Annotated in this window: 18 protein-coding genes and 1 tRNA gene; 9 read left to right on the top strand and 10 right to left on the bottom strand. The window is 63.8% G+C overall.

Annotated elements, in window-relative coordinates; genetic code table 11:
- The first annotated feature begins 30 nt into the window (after window positions 1-30).
- The gene (gene purH / locus U0O11_RS04010; protein WP_324691799.1) at window positions 31-1,608 is read left to right on the top strand and encodes a bifunctional phosphoribosylaminoimidazolecarboxamide formyltransferase/IMP cyclohydrolase; all 1,578 of its coding nucleotides are present in this window, start codon (window positions 31-33) and stop codon (window positions 1,606-1,608) included.
- A gap of 109 nt (window positions 1,609-1,717) precedes the next feature.
- Here the strand turns inward: purH and U0O11_RS04005 are convergent, their stop codons facing one another.
- Both U0O11_RS04005 and U0O11_RS04000 read right to left on the bottom strand, forming a co-directional pair.
- A complete protein-coding gene (locus U0O11_RS04005) occupies window positions 1,718-2,845 on the bottom strand; it encodes an amidohydrolase family protein (protein WP_324691797.1) in 1,128 nt (375 codons plus the stop codon).
- A 61-nt stretch (window positions 2,846-2,906) separates the two neighbouring features.
- Window positions 2,907-3,146 (bottom strand): DUF2061 domain-containing protein, encoded by a 240-nt coding sequence (locus U0O11_RS04000; protein ID WP_324691795.1) that lies wholly within the window; start codon window positions 3,144-3,146, stop codon window positions 2,907-2,909.
- A gap of 350 nt (window positions 3,147-3,496) precedes the next feature.
- Between U0O11_RS04000 and glsB the strand changes: the two genes are divergently transcribed.
- Window positions 3,497-4,438: a glutaminase B gene (gene glsB / locus U0O11_RS03995; RefSeq protein WP_054555045.1), complete on the top strand. Its 942-nt coding sequence runs from the start codon at window positions 3,497-3,499 to the stop codon at window positions 4,436-4,438.
- A gap of 586 nt (window positions 4,439-5,024) precedes the next feature.
- Here the strand turns inward: glsB and U0O11_RS03990 are convergent.
- The 6 genes from U0O11_RS03990 to U0O11_RS03965 form a co-directional block, all read right to left on the bottom strand.
- Window positions 5,025-6,482 (bottom strand): NAD-dependent succinate-semialdehyde dehydrogenase, encoded by a 1,458-nt coding sequence (locus U0O11_RS03990; protein WP_324691792.1) that lies wholly within the window; start codon window positions 6,480-6,482, stop codon window positions 5,025-5,027.
- A 98-nt stretch (window positions 6,483-6,580) separates the two neighbouring features.
- The gene (locus tag U0O11_RS03985; protein WP_324691791.1) at window positions 6,581-6,925 is read right to left on the bottom strand and encodes a hypothetical protein; all 345 of its coding nucleotides are present in this window, start codon (window positions 6,923-6,925) and stop codon (window positions 6,581-6,583) included.
- A gap of 125 nt (window positions 6,926-7,050) precedes the next feature.
- Window positions 7,051-7,455 carry a dihydroneopterin triphosphate 2'-epimerase gene (gene folX / locus U0O11_RS03980; protein ID WP_043332416.1) on the bottom strand — a complete coding sequence of 135 codons (405 nt, stop codon included), beginning with the start codon at window positions 7,453-7,455 and terminating at the stop codon, window positions 7,051-7,053.
- Between the two features lie 86 nt (window positions 7,456-7,541).
- Window positions 7,542-8,093: a GTP cyclohydrolase I FolE gene (folE, locus tag U0O11_RS03975; RefSeq protein WP_043332418.1), complete on the bottom strand. Its 552-nt coding sequence runs from the start codon at window positions 8,091-8,093 to the stop codon at window positions 7,542-7,544.
- A gap of 353 nt (window positions 8,094-8,446) precedes the next feature.
- A complete protein-coding gene (locus U0O11_RS03970; RefSeq protein WP_324691788.1) occupies window positions 8,447-9,544 on the bottom strand; it encodes a serine/threonine protein kinase in 1,098 nt (365 codons plus the stop codon).
- Window positions 9,545-9,726: 182 nt separating this feature from the next.
- On the bottom strand, window positions 9,727-10,596 hold the full coding sequence (locus U0O11_RS03965; RefSeq protein ID WP_324691786.1) for a ComF family protein: 870 nt from the start codon (window positions 10,594-10,596) through the stop codon (window positions 9,727-9,729).
- 162 nt (window positions 10,597-10,758) lie between these two features.
- On the opposite strand from U0O11_RS03965, the gene bioB reads away from it, so the two are divergent.
- From bioB to U0O11_RS03935, 6 genes are all read left to right on the top strand, one after another.
- Window positions 10,759-11,937, top strand: coding sequence for a biotin synthase BioB (gene bioB, locus U0O11_RS03960; RefSeq protein WP_215823958.1), 1,179 nt, complete (start codon window positions 10,759-10,761; stop codon window positions 11,935-11,937).
- Between the two features lie 6 nt (window positions 11,938-11,943).
- Entirely contained in the window at window positions 11,944-13,305 is a 1,362-nt protein-coding gene (locus U0O11_RS03955; RefSeq protein WP_324691784.1) for an aminotransferase class I/II-fold pyridoxal phosphate-dependent enzyme, read from the top strand.
- A complete protein-coding gene (locus U0O11_RS03950; protein ID WP_324691782.1) occupies window positions 13,302-14,129 on the top strand; it encodes a hypothetical protein in 828 nt (275 codons plus the stop codon). The genes U0O11_RS03955 and U0O11_RS03950 overlap by 4 nt, the downstream gene beginning before the upstream one ends.
- A gap of 1 nt (window position 14,130) precedes the next feature.
- On the top strand, window positions 14,131-14,985 hold the full coding sequence (locus U0O11_RS03945; protein WP_324691780.1) for a methyltransferase domain-containing protein: 855 nt from the start codon (window positions 14,131-14,133) through the stop codon (window positions 14,983-14,985).
- A gap of 58 nt (window positions 14,986-15,043) precedes the next feature.
- A complete protein-coding gene (gene bioD / locus U0O11_RS03940; protein ID WP_279836437.1) occupies window positions 15,044-15,832 on the top strand; it encodes a dethiobiotin synthase in 789 nt (262 codons plus the stop codon).
- 99 nt (window positions 15,833-15,931) lie between these two features.
- Window positions 15,932-16,016: transfer RNA gene (locus U0O11_RS03935), tRNA-Leu, on the top strand.
- A gap of 271 nt (window positions 16,017-16,287) precedes the next feature.
- Here U0O11_RS03935 and U0O11_RS03930 read toward each other — a convergent pair.
- Together U0O11_RS03930 and U0O11_RS03925 are read right to left on the bottom strand one after the other, a co-directional pair.
- Window positions 16,288-16,659 (bottom strand): hypothetical protein, encoded by a 372-nt coding sequence (locus U0O11_RS03930; protein ID WP_324691777.1) that lies wholly within the window; start codon window positions 16,657-16,659, stop codon window positions 16,288-16,290.
- Between the two features lie 134 nt (window positions 16,660-16,793).
- Window positions 16,794-17,180 carry a YnfA family protein gene (locus U0O11_RS03925; RefSeq protein WP_324691775.1) on the bottom strand — a complete coding sequence of 129 codons (387 nt, stop codon included), beginning with the start codon at window positions 17,178-17,180 and terminating at the stop codon, window positions 16,794-16,796.
- 171 nt (window positions 17,181-17,351) lie between these two features.
- Between U0O11_RS03925 and U0O11_RS03920 the strand changes: the two genes are divergently transcribed.
- The gene (locus tag U0O11_RS03920; RefSeq protein WP_153635215.1) at window positions 17,352-17,804 is read left to right on the top strand and encodes a nucleoside diphosphate kinase regulator; all 453 of its coding nucleotides are present in this window, start codon (window positions 17,352-17,354) and stop codon (window positions 17,802-17,804) included.
- Window positions 17,805-17,835 lie beyond the last annotated feature (31 nt).

Genomic DNA, 17,835 nt, shown 5'->3' with positions numbered 1-17,835 from the left:
GTCTTTTTGTTGATCCACGAGTGGAGCATCATGCAAGCCAAGCCCCAAGCCATCCGTCGCGCCCTCCTGAGTGTTTCCGACAAGACCGGAATCGTCGAATTCGCTCGTGCCCTGGACGCCCGCGGCGTCGCCCTGCTGTCCACTGGCGGTACCTTCCGCCTGCTCAAGGACAACGGCCTTGCCGTGACGGAAGTGTCCGAGCACACCGGTTTCCCGGAAATGATGGATGGCCGGGTCAAGACCCTGCACCCGAAGATCCACGGTGGCATTCTCGGCCGTCGCGGCCAGGATGATGCGGTGATGGCCGAGCACGGCATCGACCCCATCGACATGGTCATCGTCAATCTGTACCCGTTCGCCGCTACCGTGGCCAACCCGGATTGCTCGCTGGAAGACGCCATCGAGAACATCGATATCGGCGGCCCGACCATGGTACGCTCCTGCGCCAAGAACCACGCCCACACCACCATCGTCGTCAACGTCTCGGATTATGACCGCGTGATCGCCGAGATGGATGCCAACGACAACGCCGTCAGCGATGGCGCGCGCTTCGATCTGGCCGTGGCCGCCTTCGAGCACACCGCCGCCTACGATGGCGCCATCACCAACTGGCTGGGCCAGCGTGTCGAAGGCGGCAGCGAAGGCCTGCCGCGTCAGTACAACGTCAGCCTGAGCAAGAAGCAGGACATGCGTTACGGCGAGAACCCGCACCAGAAGGCGGCCTTCTACGTCGAGGACGGTGCCACCGAGGCCAGCGTCGCCACGGCCGTGCAGGTGCAGGGCAAGGCGTTGTCCTACAACAACGTCGCCGACACCGATGCCGCCTTCGAGTGCGTCAAGGCCTTCGACGAGACCGCCTGTGTCATCGTCAAGCACGCCAACCCGTGTGGCGTCGCCATCGGCGAGTCTGCCCTGGCCGCCTACGAGCGTGCCTTCCAGACCGACCCGACCAGCGCCTTCGGCGGCATCATCGCCTTCAACGTGCCGCTGGACGCCGAGACCGCGCAGGCGATCGTCTCGCGTCAGTTCGTCGAGGTGATCATCGCCCCGGGCATCAGTGAAGAGGCGGCGGCCATCGTCGCCACCAAGGCCAATGTGCGCCTGCTCGACGTCGCGGATGCCTGGGCGGCCGAACGTACCGGCGGTCACGACTTCAAGCGTGTCACCGGCGGTCTGCTGGTCCAGGACCGCGACCAGGGCATGGTCGGTCGCGATGAGCTCAAGGTCGTCACCGAGCGTGCGCCGAGCGAGCAGGAACTCAACGACCTGACCTTCGCCTGGAAAGTGGCCAAGTTCGTCAAGTCCAACGCCATCGTCTACATCAAGGATGGCCAGACCATCGGTGTGGGCGCCGGCCAGATGAGCCGTGTGTACTCCGCCAAGATCGCCGGCATCAAGGCCGCCGATGAAGGTCTGGAAGTGCCGGGCTCCGTGATGGCCTCCGATGCCTTCTTCCCGTTCCGCGACGGCATCGACGCCGCTGCGGCGGCCGGCATCACTGCCGTCATCCAGCCGGGTGGCTCCATGCGCGATCAGGAAGTCATCGATGCGGCCAACGAAGCCGGCATCGCCATGGTCTTCACCGGCATGCGTCACTTCCGTCACTGATCAGATAACGCTGACCTGCACGGGCGCCTAAGCTGGCGCCCACGCAAAAAGCCCCCGCCAGCGACATGCTGGCGGGGGCTTTTTCATGCGCATCTGACAAGAAACGCGGTCATTCAACCGGCAGGTTGACCCAGCGCAGGAAGTTGTCGCGCGCCACATTGCGCGCCGCCTGTGGCGACAGCGCATCGAGGAAGGGCGTATAGCTGGCGAGGATATCGCCCACCGAGCCGAAGCGCCCTACCACATCACTGCCGAGCACGAAGCGCTGCGGGAAGCGCTCGACCAGCGCCACCCAACGCGAGCGCGGCTGCCCTTCATCATCCAGCAGGTAGGGTTCCAGCACCGACCAGGACAGGTCGATATTCAGGTTGGGATAGGTTTCCAGCATGCGCTCGATCTCGCCGTGCAGCCAGGTCATGCGCCCCAGACGGCGATTGAGCTCAGCACTGGTCCCGGCGTGTGCCCAGATGAAGGTCGTGTCCGGATTGTCGCGCACCGCACTCTCGAATTCCTCGAGATACAGGCCCTCATGCCCTTCCCGCTTGCTGGTGATGTTGGAATGCACCATCACCGGCAGCCCCTTCTCCGCCGCCAGCGCATAGACCTTCATCAAGGCCGGATGATTGGCGCGCGGCGTCTCGCCTTCGGTCAGGCGCGTCAGGTCGTCATGGCGTGTGAAGACCTCCCCGATGCCCTTCCAGAAGCCGGGATAGATCGCCATCAGCTGGCGAATCTCGTCGGCAGCGTTCAGATCGGTGGGGTTGAAGCCGGTGATGAACGGCGAGAAACGCGCCTGTACCGGCTCGGGCGCGCGAGTCAGCGCCTCGGCCAGGATGTAGTCGGTACCGGAATACCAGTAGACCGGCGCATCATCGCCCATGTAGTAACGTGGCTTCTTGGGCGCGTCCTGCTGCCATTTCTTGGCGACGCCAATGCCCGTGACCAGGGCGTGATCGACCTGTGCCTCGTCCATGGCATCCAGCAAGGCCCCCAGACCATCACCCTGCTGGAAGAAGTCCACGAAGTGCAGGTGGGCGTCGCTGTAGTGATAATCACGCGTCTCGTCGGCGGCCACGGCCTCGAGGCCAGCCAGGCTGCCGGCAAGCCCCAGCAGCAACGCCAACGCCCCCTGGACGAGAGGACATTGGCGGGCGCGGGCAGGATGAGAGGGCTGGGCAGGACAAGAGGCCCTGGCAGGAAGAGAGAAACGGGCGGCGCGAGGGGCAAGCTTCGGCATGGGGAGCTCCGGGAAAAGGTCGCTCGATTCTGCGGCGCATCCCTGCCACGCGCAAGCAGCCTCAGCCCGCCAGCGCCGCCCCGCTCATGGCGTTTCGCGAATTCGCCTCGCTCTCAGCAGCCTGCTGGCGGCGCGCGGTGACACGGCTCCAGACCTTCTCGTGGAAGAAGAAGGCGACGGTGTTGACCGCCGGCTCGACGATGGCGACCAGGCCGCCGACCACGATATCGCCGGTCAGCAGGTAGGTGACACCGAAGGCGATGGAGAAGTGCATGCTGGCAAAGGTCAATGTCTTGATCATGTTGGCTGCCCTCCGGGCGGTCTACTCAGCGAGACGCTGAGCCTCAGCGCGTCGCATGTCATGGGGTCAGGCAACTGCGTGCTGCCTTGATGAACTAATAATAACGATTCTCAACTGCATGTAGAAATCACTTTGCACTACCTGGCTGATAAGCGTCAACTATCACGCGATTGAGCCGACCTGATGGCACGCCCTGCCAGCGGCATCGAGCGCGCCAGCTGCGGTCATATCCGCTAGAATGCCCTGCCGGCCCCTCGCGCCACTCTCGGCCTGATGCCCGATGGCGCCGTCGTCACGATGGCTCGGCCAGCTACGCGCCCTTTTCCCTCTACCGCTGCTTCAAGGTTGCCATGACGCCGCCACTCGACCCCGATGCTCTCCAGACACTGCTCGAACGCCTGTCCGATGATGCCAGCCGCTGCTTCAACGAGGGCAAGGTCGCGGACTATATCCCGGCCCTGGCGCAGGTCGACCCTGACCAGTTCGGCATCGCCGTCTGCCATGTGGATGGCCGTGTCCAGTACGCCGGCAGCGCGCATACCCGCTTCTCGATCCAGTCGATCTCCAAGGTGCATGCGCTGGTACTGGCGATGCAGCGTCTTGAGAGCGACGAGATCTGGTCGCGTGTCGGCCGTGAGCCTTCCGGCCAGGCCTTCAACTCGATCATGCAGCTGGAGGTCGAGAACGGCATTCCGCGCAACCCCTTCATCAATGCCGGTGCCCTGCTGATCACCGACCTGCTGGTATCGCGCATCGTCTCGATCCAGAACACCCTGCGTGAGCAGCTCAGGCGTCTGTCCGGCAGCGACGATATCGGCTTCGATGAAAAGGTCGCGCGCTCGGAAATGGACCACAAGGCGCGCAATGCCTCGCTGGCCTACCTGATGCAGGCCTACGGCAACGTGCATTCCGATGTGGATGACCTGCTGGATACCTACTTCCACAGCTGCTCGGTGTCGATGAACTGCGTGGAACTGGCGCGCAGCTTCGCCTTCCTGGCCAATCGCGGCGTCAACCCGCTGGATGGCAAGGAAGTGGTCTCGCCGCTGGAGACACGCCAGCTCAATGCGTTGTTGCTGACCTGCGGGCTTTACGATGCGGCAGGCGACTTCGCCTGGCGAGTGGGCCTGCCGGGCAAGAGTGGCGTCGGCGGTGGCATCATCGCCATCCTGCCGGGACAGATGAGCATCTGCGTCTGGTCACCACGCCTGGACGGCTACGGCAACTCGATTGCCGGGCGGCATGCACTGGAAGGCCTGGTGGCGGGCATGGGGCTTTCGCCACTGGGGTGAGACCTGCGAGCCGAGAAGTGAGGCCTGAGATGGGAGGGTTGAGAAGTGGGCGTTGCGGCATGAGAGCCGAGTTCCGGCAATAAAAAAGGGCGAGTCGCGTCCGCCACGCCACTCGCCCTGTCTTCAATCCTTGAAGACTATCACCACAGGTCCCGCTCTTTGACTGTAGCGTAAATAAGCATATGCACAAGTAAGAGAATGCCGACAAAGCACAGCTGTCTTTGGCCCTGATCTGCGCCAAAAGACCGCGATATACCGCTTTGGTCTGACACGCGCAGCGCGAGACACTCCATCTCTACGACCAATGACTCATGCGCCTCTTGTCGCGACGCGCATGCCGCTCTCTCATCAGCAGCGAAAATTCCTTGGCCAAGTTGCAGGCACACTCGGCGCAGACCGGTGGGATAAATGCATGGCATGAAAAAGCCCGCCCGGTTTCCCGGGCGGGCTTTTTTGCCAGCTGATGGCGTGTCCGATCACTGCCTTGAGCGTTGGCCATCAATCAGCGATGCAAAGCTCCAGGAGGCAAAGCTCAAGGAGGCAAGACTCAAGCAAAGATCGACAGCGCAGACCCACTGACGATGGATCAGTCAAGTGAAAGGCACAGATACTTGGTTTCCATGTATTCCTCGAGGCCATACTTGGAGCCTTCACGGCCCAGCCCCGATGCCTTGGTGCCACCGAAGGGCGCCGCGGCGTTGGAGATCAGCCCGGTATTGATACCGACCATGCCGTAGTCCAGACCTTCCGAGACGCGCCAGACACGCTTGAGGTCGCTGCTGTAGAAGTAACTGGCCAGGCCGAATTCGGTGTCGTTGGCCATCTCGATCGCCTCTTCCTCGCTCTCGAAGGGGAAGATCGCCGCCAGCGGACCGAAGGTTTCCTCACGGGCGACCTTCATCTCCGGCGTCACCTGCGAGATCAGGGTCGGCGTGAAGAAGCTGCCCCCCAGCGGATGCGGATGGCCGCCCAGCAGCAGTTCGGCGCCCTTGTCGAGGGCATCCTGCACGTGCTCGGTGACCTTCTCGACGGCATCGCCATCGATCAACGGACCGACCTTGACGCCCTCTTCCAGGCCATTGCCCACGGTCAGCTCGGCGTTCATGGCAGCAGCCAGCTTCTCGCTGAAGGCATTGACCACGCTGGACTGCACCAGGAAGCGATTGGTGCAGACGCAGGTCTGACCGGCATTGCGGAACTTGGCCGCCATCGCGCCTTCCACCGCCGCATCGAGATCGGCGTCTTCGAACACCAGGAAGGGCGCATTGCCGCCAAGCTCCAGCGAGATCTTCTGGATGTGCTGCGCGGCATTTGCCATCAGGCCACGCCCGACTTCCGTGGAGCCGGTGAAGGTCACCTTGCGCACGATGCTGGAGTCGGTCATCGCCTTGGCGATGTCCTTGGCCGAGCCCGGCACGACATTGAAGACGCCGCGCGGCACGCCAGCGCGCTCCGCCAGCACCGCCAGCGCCAGCGCCGAGAACGGCGTCTGGCTGGCCGGCTTGACCACGATCGGGCAGCCCGCGGCCAGCGCGGCGCCCGCCTTGCGGGTGATCATCGAGGCCGGGAAGTTCCACGGCGTGATCGCCCCCACCACCCCGACCGGCTGCTTGAGCACCAGGATACGCTGGTCACGCTTGGCGGCCGGGATGGTGTCGCCATACACGCGCTGACCTTCTTCGGCGAACCAGCGCAGGAAGCTGGCCGCGTACTGGATTTCACCGGCGGCTTCGGCGAGGGGCTTGCCCTGCTCCAGCGTCATGATCTGCGCCAGGTCATCCTTGTGCTCCAGCATCAAGGCGTACCACTTCATCAGGATGTCAGCGCGCTCCAGCGCCGGCGTCTCCTTCCAGTCCGCGAAGGAGTGCTGCGCCGCCTCGATGGCGCGTTCGGTCTCGGCGTAACCCAGCCGAGGCACGCGGCCGATGATCTCGCCGGTGGCAGGATTGTCGACCTCGATCTGCTCGCCGGAATCCGCGGCTACCCAGCCACCGTCGATATAGGCAAATGGACGAAACAGACTGGTATCGTTGAGATATTCCATGAAGACTCCCGAGGCGTGCTTGTGGGTCAAGGCAGTGATTCCCGGCTAACCGAGACTACTCAAGACTAACCTGATATAGCCTAGATGCGGGCGTGGCGCTAGATCCACAACCCTGCCAGTACTAGTACCACGATGGCCAGCCCGGCGAGCCACCAGCGCTTGCGCTTTGCCGGCCTGGCGGCGTCGGCCGTGGGCCCGGGCGCCTCGCCGGCCTCGCTCTCGGGCGGCATCGAGACGACTCGCCGCGCCTTCTGCTGCTTGATCCGCGCATTGAAGACCTGCACTGCACGCCCGTCGCGAAGCTCGAAGTCCACCGCCAGTCCCGGCCCCGGCAAGCCACGCCCGCGCCAGCCGACCAGATCGAAGGCGTGCTCACCGCCCTTCTCGTCCCGAATGGTGCCCTGCTGTTCTGCATCATCGAAATGGATGATTTCCCCGATCACATCATGTCTCCCGACTCTTCAGGCTTCTGCGCCTGACTTTCTCGATATCCGAGCTTCTCGACATCTGACTTTCTCGATATCTGAGCTTCTCGACATCTGAGCTTCTCGACGCCTGCCCCGGCTGACTAGTCATGCGCTTCGCGACTGTCCGACAGGGTGATGGACACCGAGTCAGAGAAGCGCAAGGCATGCGGCTTGTCGATCTCGACCTGCGCCGTCAGCACCTGTTCGTGCGCCATCACGATATCCAGCACCTCACGGGTCATGCGTTCGAGCAGCGCGAAGCGCCCTTCCTCGACATGACGGATCAACTGCTTGGTGATGGTGCGGTAATTGAGCGCTTCACTGATGTGATTGAACTGCACGGCGCGTGCCGCGCGATAGCGGATCACCACGTTGATCACGACATCCTGGCGGTTCTGGATCTCGTCTTCATTGATCCCGATATAGGTTCTCAGGCGCAGATTCTTGATGCGAATGGTGGCGAGATCGTGATCGAGATGTTCATCGTGCAAGGCATGCATCGGCATCGGCAGGGACTCCTGATCAAGGGAAACGCGCGAGATGACTCCCAGACAAGAACGCCGCCTCGAAAGGCGGCGTCTTCACTCTGCTGTCAGCTGATCAACGTCAGGAATTCCTGACGGGTCGGCTGATTGTCGCGGAAGGCGCCCAGCATCACGGACGTCTTCATGCTGGAATTCTGCTTTTCCACCCCACGCATCATCATGCACATGTGACGCGCTTCGACCACGACGGCCACACCACGTGCACCGGTGACCTGCTGAACGGCCTCGGCGATCTGCTTGGTGAGATTTTCCTGAATCTGCATGCGACGCGAATACATGTCGACGATACGCGCGAACTTGGACAGACCGAGCACCTTGCCAGACGGCAGATAGGCGATGTGGCACTTGCCGATGAACGGCAGCAGGTGATGCTCGCACATCGAGTAAAGCTCGATGTCCTTGACCAGTACCATCTCGTCCGTATCGGAGGTGAAGACAGCGCCGTTGACGATCTCCTCCAACGACTGTTGATAGCCATGAGTCAGGTACTGCATGGCCTTGGCCGCGCGCTTGGGCGTATCCAGCAGGCCCTCACGCTCTGGATCCTCACCCAACGCGGTGATGATCTGGCGGTAGTGGTTGGCAATCTCTTCGGTCATCCGTCTGCCTATGGTATCGGTCAGGGGCGCGCACTAGCGCACGCATAGCAGGGGTAAAGCACAAAAGTCATACACAAGCGATCAGATGGCAAGAAATCGTATAACTTCGTGTTCAATGTCAGGGCAAGATTCTACCTCAGGCATGCCGTCAACGCAGGTCTGTTCACGCGATTGTCGTATCCGTGCAACACATGCGCCCCCATCGGTAACCGATGGGGGCGCATGAAGGGGCGATGTCACTCACTTCGCCAAAGGGGCTCAGGCCTCGCGACGACCTTCAGGTCATGTCACGACTGCCAGCTCGTGTCGCGACTACCAGCTCACGTCACGACTGCCAGGCCATATCGCGATCGCTAGGCCAGCCAACGCGGCGCAGACAGCGCGACGCGCTGCTGTCCCAGGCTGCGAATGTGGTCGTCCCAGTAGCCCAGGCTTGCCACGTGCGAGAAGGCCTGCGGGAAGGCGGGGTCCGACCAGCGCCGCACCACCCAGGCGCTGTGACGCACCATGCGCAGTGTGCGCAGGGTCTCGATCCACTTGAGCTCGCTGCGATTGAACTCACAATGCTGCTCGTAGCCCTCCAGCACCTCGGACAGCTGCATGTGCAGCTCCGGGTCGCTCTGGCCGGTCAACAGCATCCACAGGTCCTGCACCGCCGGGGCGCTCAGGCAGTCATCGAAGTCGACCAGCGCGAAGCTGTCATCACGCCCCAGCATGTTGCCGATGTGGCAGTCGCCGTGGGTACGGATCAGGGCGCTTTCCGGCCAGCTCTGCTCCGCGACCAATGGGCGCAATGCCTCGATGACGCGCTGGTAGCTGTCGCGCTGGCGCTCACTCAGCCAGTCGGAGGCCAGTACGCTGGCGCAGCTCTCTTCCAGAATCCGCAGCGGCGAGAGCGTCTCCCGCTCGCGAAACGCGCTCTTGCGCCCCACCGCGTGCACGCGACCGATCAGCTCGCCCAGCTGATAGAGATGCTCGGCAGATTCAAGCTCCGGCGCGCGCCCCACCACATGCGGGAAGAGAGCGAAGTCGAAGCCTTCGAATCGATGCAGCGTCTCGCCGACCTCGTTCGCCCACGCGGGGGCGCCGGGGACACCGGCCTCATCCAGCTCGGCCAGGAAGGCGTGCTCCTCGAGAATCTGGGCACGGCTCCAACGCTCGGGGCGATAGAACTTGGCCACCCAGCGGCGTCGGTCATCATCGGCGAGATGGTAGACACGATTCTCGTAACTGTTCAGCGCGAACGGCTCGCCGGGCAACCAGAAGCCCAGCGATTCGACAGCGGCCACGACACGGTCCGGCGCGAGAGCATCGAAGGGATGAAAACGCGTGTCTCCATGGCCCTCTGGCGCGGATGTCGTCGACCAGGTGTTGCCATTGGAGCGCGCATCCAACTCGCGCGAGGTGCCGGAAGATTGCGTGTCATCGGGGGAAACAGGATCAATAGGCATGGCAATTCCTCGGGCATGGACCAGCAAACGGCTGCCGGACCTTGCATGCTATGAGATTAGACCCTCTGCACGCCAGTCTTCTCCCTGATTGACCCCGCCTGCCCGCTGAGTTCAACGCCCGTTTCGAGGCTCAGCCCCGGCGGCATGTGTCGGGCAGCTCTACTTCGTGTCGCGTTTGCGGGTCACAGCGCCCCGCGCAAGGCCAGGGGAGTCCGCGCCAGCACGCAGGCATCGACCTCACGGGCACCGACCCGCAGGCAGGCCTGAGCAAGACTGTCGAGCGTCGCACCGCTGGTCATGACGTCATCGATCAGCAGCACGTGCTCGGGCAAGAGGCCGTCGATGTCATAACGCCCACGCTGCGCTTTCAGACGCCCGCGCCTATCCCGCAGGCGCTGATCCGGCGCTGCCCTGGCCACCGCGACTGACGCCTCGTGCGGAATGCGCCTGTCGCGCACCCGCGCCATATCCCGCGGATGGCCGGCGATGGCGGGGCTCAGCCCGCGACACAGTTCCGCCAGCGCATCATGGCCGCGCTGGCGACGACGATAGGCATCTGCCGGTACCAGCAGCACTGCGCCGTGAGGGTGCGTCTGGCGCCACTCGAGGCAGAAGTGCGCCAGCTCCCGCTGCATGAGCTGGCGCAACAGTCGCCCGGCGCGGCGCTGATGCTGGTCCTTGTAGCGCTGGAACAGCCCCGCCAGCAACCCTTCATACCGCAGCGGCGCAAAGCAGCGTGCAAAGGCAGGCGGTGACGACAGGCACCGCGCACAGGCCTGCTGACTCAATGCCAATGAGGCGACAGGCTCAGCACAGCGCGGACAGGCATGCTGATTGCGCGCGATTCTCGCCTCGCAGGCGTCGCACCACTCGCGGCGCGATGACAGCTCTCGCTCATGACGCGAGCGAGTCGCTAGAGAGGAAAATGAAGGGGGAGGTGAAACTGAAGCGCCCTGCCGTTCGGTCGCGCCGGGCATGGCTGTCGTCAGCTGACGCTGACAGAAGGCGCAGGGTCGCGACAGCTGCCAGTGGTCAACCAGCAGGGTTCTCATCGTTGACAGCGCCCGCGGAAACTCTATCATCTCAGTTAACCTGACCTTACTCGATGCGTTGACTGGCTGTTCGCCAGCTCGGCTGCCGACTCCCGGACTCACCCACGGATGAACGGCTCAGCGCGCTCTCGCTCTGCCCGCCTGATGAAGGACCTCAAGCTCATGACCGTAGAAGCCTCCCGCGTGACCACACAAGCCACGAATATCCCTGCGCCAGCCGATGACAGCGTGGTACGCCATGACTGGAGCGTCGCGGAAATCGAGGCGCTGTTCGCCCTGCCCTTCAATGACCTGCTGTTCCGTGCCCAGCAGGTGCACCGCCAGCACTTCGACCCGAATGCGGTGCAGGTCTCCACCCTGCTGTCGATCAAGACCGGCGCCTGCCCGGAAGACTGCAAGTACTGCCCGCAGTCCGGCCACTACAACACTGGCCTTGGCAAGGAAAAGCTGATGGAGATCGAGAAGGTGGTCGAACAGGCGCGTGCCGCCAAGGACGCCGGCGCCAGCCGCTTCTGCATGGGCGCGGCCTGGAAGAGCCCGCGTGAGCGCGACCTCGAAGTGGTCACCGAGATGGTGCGTCAGGTGAAGTCGCTGGGACTCGAGACCTGCATGACACTGGGCATGGTCGATACCGATCAGGCCAGGAAACTCGCGGATGCCGGCCTCGACTACTACAACCACAATCTGGACACCTCACCGGAGTACTACGGCGAGATCATCACCACGCGCAGCTACAGCGAGCGCCTGGACACCCTGGCCAGCGTGCGCGAAGCCGGCATGAAGGTGTGCTCCGGCGGCATCCTCGGCATGGGCGAGACCACCACCGACCGTGCCGGCCTGCTGCGTCAGCTGGCCAATCTGGAGCCGCAGCCGGAATCGGTGCCGATCAACATGCTGGTCAAGGTGGCGGGCACGCCGCTGGAGAATGTCGATGACCTCGATCCCATCGAGTTCATCCGCGCCATCGCCGTGGCGCGCATCATGATGCCGAAGAGCCACGTGCGCCTGTCCGCCGGCCGCGAGCAGATGGACGATTCCACCCAGGCACTGGCCTTCCTCGCCGGCGCCAACTCCATCTTCTATGGCGAGCGTCTGCTGACCACCGGCAACCCGCAGGCCAACCGTGACCGCGAGCTGTTCGAGCGCCTCGGTCTGCACCCGGAAACCCGCCAGGAAGTCGCCAGCGACGAAGTGCGTGAGGCCGCCCTGAAGGCCGCCATGGAAGAACAGGCACGTGCCAATGTCGAGGGCAGCCTGTTCTATGACGCCACGCGCGAGGCGACGCCCGCCAGCAGCGAAGGCCAGGTGCGCGAGCGCAAGCCCTGCGGCCTGGTGGTGTGATCGCTCGTGGCCACCGACACGCCCGCCAGCGCGCGCTTAAGCCCTCAGTCCAGCGCCAGCTTCACGCATCTGGAGGACCTGCTCACTCAGCGTGAGCAGGTCGGCCGTTATCGCCGGCGCCTGACGCTGGATTCCCCCCAGGGCCCCCACGTCAGCCTCGCTGGGCAGGCAGCCGATGCAGAGGCGTGCCCGCTGCTCAACTTCACCGCCAACGACTATCTGGGGCTGGCCAACCACCCGGCACTGGTCGAGGCCGGCTGTCGCGCGGCGCGTGAATTCGGTGTCGGCAGCGGCAGCGCTCATCTGGTCAATGGCCACCAGCGCGCTCACCACCAGCTGGAGGCTCGTCTGGCCGAGCTGACCGGGCGGCCGCGCGCGTTGCTGTTCTCCACCGGTTTCATGGCCAATCTGGGCGTGATCGATGCGCTGGCGAGCGCCTCGCGCGAGGCTGGTCGCAGTCTCGAGATCTTCCATGATCGCCTCAATCACGCCAGCCTCCTCGATGGCGCGCGCCTGGCGTCCTCCGGCACCACTGCCGTGCGTTCGCGTCGTTTCCACCATCGCGATATCGAGGACCTCGAGCGCCAGCTGGCGCGCTCCCGGGCCGATGACAAGCTGGTGATCAGCGATGGCGTGTTCAGCATGGATGGCGACTGCGCCGATATCGCGGGCCTGAGCCAGGCCTGCGCCCGACACGGCGCCTGGCTGATGATCGACGATGCCCACGGACTGGGCGTGCTGGGCGAGCATGGCGAAGGGTTGGTCGGGCGCGATACCCCGCTGGCTGACGTGCCGGTATTGGTCGGCACCCTGGGCAAGGCGCTCGGCAGCAGCGGCGCCTTCGTCGCCGGCAGCGATGCGCTGATCGAGAGCCTGATCCAGCTGGCGCGTCCCTACATCTACACCACCGCGCAACCACCACATGTCGCCGCCGCTACCCTGGCGGCGCTGGAAATCGTCGCGCGCGAGCCGCAGCGTCGTGAGCAGTTGCAGGCACGCGTGCAGCAGTTCCGTGATGGCTGTGCCTATCTGCTGGCGGGCAGTGGGCTCGCGCTCGGGCTGTCGTCAGCCGACACGAACATTTCACCCTCCGCCCCGCTGACCCCGATTCAGCCGCTGATTCTGGGCAGCGAAGCGCGGGCATTGGCCTGGAGCGCGGCACTGCGCGAGCGTGGCGTGCTGGTCTCGGCCATCCGCCCGCCCACGGTGCCCGCCGGCAGCTCGCGCCTGCGCTTCACCTTCTCCGCCGAGCACACAGCCGAGAATATCGCGGCACTACTCGACGCTCTCGAAGCGGTACTGGCAGCGGAAAAGGCCCAGCCCCGCTCGGCTTCCCCAAGCATCAGCCCAGAAGGAGTCACGCCATGACGCTGACTCGTCTGGTGCTGTTCAGCGGCTGGGGCATCGATGCGCGCATCTGGCAGCCCTTGATCGCCTGCCTGCATGCACGCCTCGCTCACATCACTGAGACAGATGAGCAGGCAGATAAGCAGGCAGCTGACGAGGCAAGGAGTCGCCCGCTGGAGATCATCGCACCTGACTGGCCAGAAGAAGGCCCGCAAGCCGATACACGGGCAGGCTCAGAACCGACTGCCTCGCGAGCCTCACTGGGCGGCGCCGATACCTTGTGGCTGGGCTGGTCGCTGGGCGCCCTGCGGGCCGAGGCGCTGGCGAAGAAGCAGGCGCCAGCCGCCCTTGTCTCGCTGGCCATGGGGCCAAGCTTCATCGACCAGGCCGCAGCTGAGCAGATGATTCCCGCCCTGGTACCAGAGGTGTTGGACACCTTCCGCACAGCCTTCGCGCGCAACCCCACCGCCAGCTGGCAACATTTTCTGCGCTGGCAGGCCAGCGGTGAGGCCTCTGCGCGTGACTGCCTCAGGCAGTTGCGCGAACTGATCGGACGCCATCCCGTCAGTCGCGAAGCGGTGCTGGCGGCAGGACTATCGGAACTGGCCAGCCGTCAGATGTCGCTGGCGCCTCAATCAGAGTTACCGCTCGAGTTCTGGCTCGGCAAGCAGGACCCGCTGCTGGCACCGGGCCTGAGTGCGGCGCTGCGCGCGCAGGGCCAGATGGTCGCGGAATTCGAGGGTGGCCACTGCCTGCCATTGAGCGCGACCGAGGCGCTTGCCGATGCCCTGCTCGCGCGCATGGGCCTCGCCACCCACGTCACGCACATCAGCGAGGAGGCCTGAGATGTCGATTGCCGTCAGCGTGCCGCCTGCAGAGCTTGCAACGCCCCCGCTCACGCCTGCCACGAGCCGTCAGCAGGTTGCCCGCGCCTTTGATCGCGGCGCTGCCGACTACCTCACGCTGGCGCAGGCGCAGCACGCCATGGCGGCCACCCTGTTCGCCTCGCTCCCTGAGCGGCTACCGGCCGATGCCCGTGTGCTCGATCTCGGTTGTGGGCCCGGACATTGGACCCTCGAGCTGGCGCAGCGCTACTCTGGGGCTTGCTGCATGGGGTTGGATCTTTCGCTTGAGATGCTGCGTGAAGCCGCACGCCAGACGAGCGAGCTTGCGAGTGGCAGCCCTGAACGCCCGCACTGGCTGCGCGCCGATGCCGAACGCCTGCCACTGGCCGATGCGAGTCTGGACCTGGTCTTCTCGAGCCTCGCCGTGCAATGGTGCGATAGCCCTCGGCAATGGCTCGCGGAACTGTCACGCACCTTGAAACCCGGCGCTCGAGCGCACATCAACACCCTGGGGCCCGGCACCCTCAAGGAAGTACGCCATGCCTGGCAGCGCGCGGATGATTCCGTGCGCCACTTCCCCAGCGCCGCCCATCTTGCACGCCATGCAGAAGCCGCCGGATTGCGCTGCCACTGGCAGTTACGCCCGCGGATATTTCACTATCCCGATGTCGCCGCGGTCATGGCCTCGATCAAGGGCATCGGGGCACAGACCGCCACTGGCCGGCGCCTGACACGCGCCGAGGTGCAGCAGGCCAAGGCGCGGCATGAAACGTTGCGTACCGCGAAGGGATTGCCTGTAAGCTATCAAGTCATTGAACTTGTGCTCGAAAAACCGTTCAGAATTGCGTACGGATAACACTGATACTTTGCTTGAAGGCAATTACCTGCCTCGCTCGGATACAATGAAAACTGATATGAAAACCGCGGACAGCTCGTCACGGGACACTGCTTTGCCTGCGCGAGCCGAACATGGCATCGCCGCCTTCGTGACCGGCACCGATACCGAAATCGGCAAGACCTTCATCGCCAGTGCCCTGCTGGCACGTGCTCGCCTGCGCGGCCTGACCACGCTGGGCCTCAAGCCCGTGGCCTCTGACTGCTTCGAGAATCACGATGGTCTGGTCAACGCCGACGCCCTGTCATTGCAGGCGCAGTGCGAACCGGAAGCGGATTACGAAAGCATCAACCCCTGGCGCTTCGCGCCGGCCATCGCGCCGCACATTGCCGCGCGTCAGGTGGGCGTCAATCTCGAGGTGGCGAAAATCGCGGCGCATGTGCGGGGCCAGCAGACAAGCGCACCGCGCGACCTGCTGCTGGTGGAAGGCGCTGGCGGCTGGCGGGTACCGCTGAATGACGATGAGGATTTCTCGGACCTGGCCATCGAGCTGGGCTTGCCGGTGATTCTGGTCGTCGGGCTGCGCCTGGGCTGCATCAATCATGCGCGCCTGACGCTTGAGGCCATCGAACGCGATGGGTTGGAGATCGCCGGCTACGTCATCAACCATCTGGAAGCGGATATCGAGGTCAGCGAAGACAACATGGCGACGTTGTCACGCACGCTGCGGGCCCCCTGCCTGGGGGTCGTGCCGTGGATGTGCGATGAAGATCTCTCCAATACACGCCACGCCGCCGAGCGCGCCGCCAGCTATCTGCAACTGCCCTGCGGGCTGGAATCACGCAGCGTGCATGTCGTACAGGAGTGAGGCGCTGAAGGCGCAGCGCAAGGCGGGAAAATTCAGGGGATAATCGATACAAGCGATTGACTTGAAAGGCATCACAGGTAAAATGCAGCCCTGCTTCTCGCGGAAGTGGTGGAATTGGTAGACACGCCAGATTTAGGTTCTGGTGCCGCAAGGTGTGGGGGTTCGAGTCCCCCCTTCCGCACCATCAGCATACTCTGCTGATGCTCCCCAGCTGCCTCGCGCAGTCAGCAAGTCCTCCCGCTCTTGTCTGTCGTGCATGCGTCGTGTCATCTGATGCCTTCTGCACCCATCATCATCGTCAGTGCCTTCCCGTTGGTTGCTATACCCGTTTCACGCCCGCTCTCTGCGTTACGCTGCTTTGCAAACAACCTGCTCGACGCTCTCCTGCTCTGCGTTCCTCTGCTTTGCGACCCTCGGTCGATCTGCGGTGCGGCATTCGCGCGTCTGGACGAACCTCAGCGTCGTCTTAGGCTGTCCTGCAGATTGGCCAGGCTGACACGCGCCTGATCCAGCAACAGCTGGCGCTCTTCACGGTCATGATGCGCGGCATGCGCCGCGGCGAGTTGCAGGTTCACGTATTCGATCCCGCTGGCGAAGCGATAGAACTCGCGACGCGAGGCCACCTGGCGAAAGGCGTCGAGCAGCGAGGGATCAAGCGCCAGCCGCTCACCACGCGCAACGCCTGGCTCCGCCTCCACCAATGCCGATCGCAGTGGTTGCACGGCCTGATTCCATTCCTCTCTGCGCGGCCGCCAGCGACCGAGCCAGAAGCCGATGAAACCGCCGATGCCAAGGCCGCCCAGCCCCCATAACCATTCCCACTGCATGCTGGTGCCTCATTGCGTCAGATCGAATCCCGAGGGTCATTGCCTCATCTTGGCGCAGTATACCCAACAATGAGCGCTCTCATGCTCAACGCCCGACATATTTAATAAAATACTAATAAACAAGACATTTGCGCTCATTGCGAACGGGCACCCAGCACGATGATGGCGCTGCCCGCCAGGCAGACCAGTGTCCCCAGCAGGTCCCAGCGACTGGGCAACTGCTGCTCGACCAGCCACAGCCAGGCCACTGACGCGGCGATATAGACACCGCCATAGACGGCAAAGGCGCGCCCGGCGTGACTGACGTCGACCAGTGAAAGCAGCCAAGCGAACAGCGCCAGGCTGAGCATGCCGGGAATCAGCCAGCCGGGACTGCGCTCCAGTTTCCACCAGGCCCAGAAACTGAAGCAGCCGGCGATCTCGGCGAGCGCCGCCAGCGGATATATCCAGAGAATCGACATCGATGAGTCTCGCGTGAGGTTGGCAGCCCTGGGTGACAGCGCCATGAAAGTTGTCGGCATCAGACGACTCCCGCACCCCGTCAAAAGCCGCTAGGATTAATTAGCGGACAATCCATGGACAATCACGGCCGATGGATTCCCTGTCCGTCTCTCCGTATTGACCAAGCCAGGATTGGCGCCGTCTTGCTGCGCATGATACCGCGCAGTGACTCGATAACAAGGAACCCCACGATGACTCGGCAACGACTGATCATCAACCGCCTGGATGCTGACCGCCTCCAGCGCCTGATCGACGCTCAGCAACACGATGATGAGCTGTCCCTTCGCCTCGAAAGCCGCCTGATCCAGGCAGAGATCGTGCCCCCCGATGACTTCCCCGAAGACCGCGTCAGCATGCGCAGCCGCCTGCGCCTCAAGGGGTCGCGCTCCGGCGATAGCGAGCTGACATTGCACTACCCTACCCCGGAGGATGGCGAATGCATGTCGCTGCGTAGCCACCTGCCGCAACCCGAAGAGCAAGAGACCTCACTGGCGCTGTGCATCATGTCGCCACTGGGCATCGCGCTGCTGGGAATGGCGGTCGGCGAGCAGATCACGCTGCCCCGGGAAGATGGCCAGAGTGACGTCATCCGCCTGGAAGCCATCCTGCATCAGCCGGAAGCCTGCGGTCAGTTTCACCTCTGAAGAGCCAGGGCCACTTGATTCACGCCTGAAA

It is taken from the genome of Cobetia sp. D5, assembly GCF_035666195.1.
Taxonomy (GTDB): Bacteria; Pseudomonadota; Gammaproteobacteria; order Pseudomonadales; family Halomonadaceae; genus Cobetia; species Cobetia amphilecti.
This window is presented reverse-complemented; position numbering and strand designations above follow the sequence as displayed.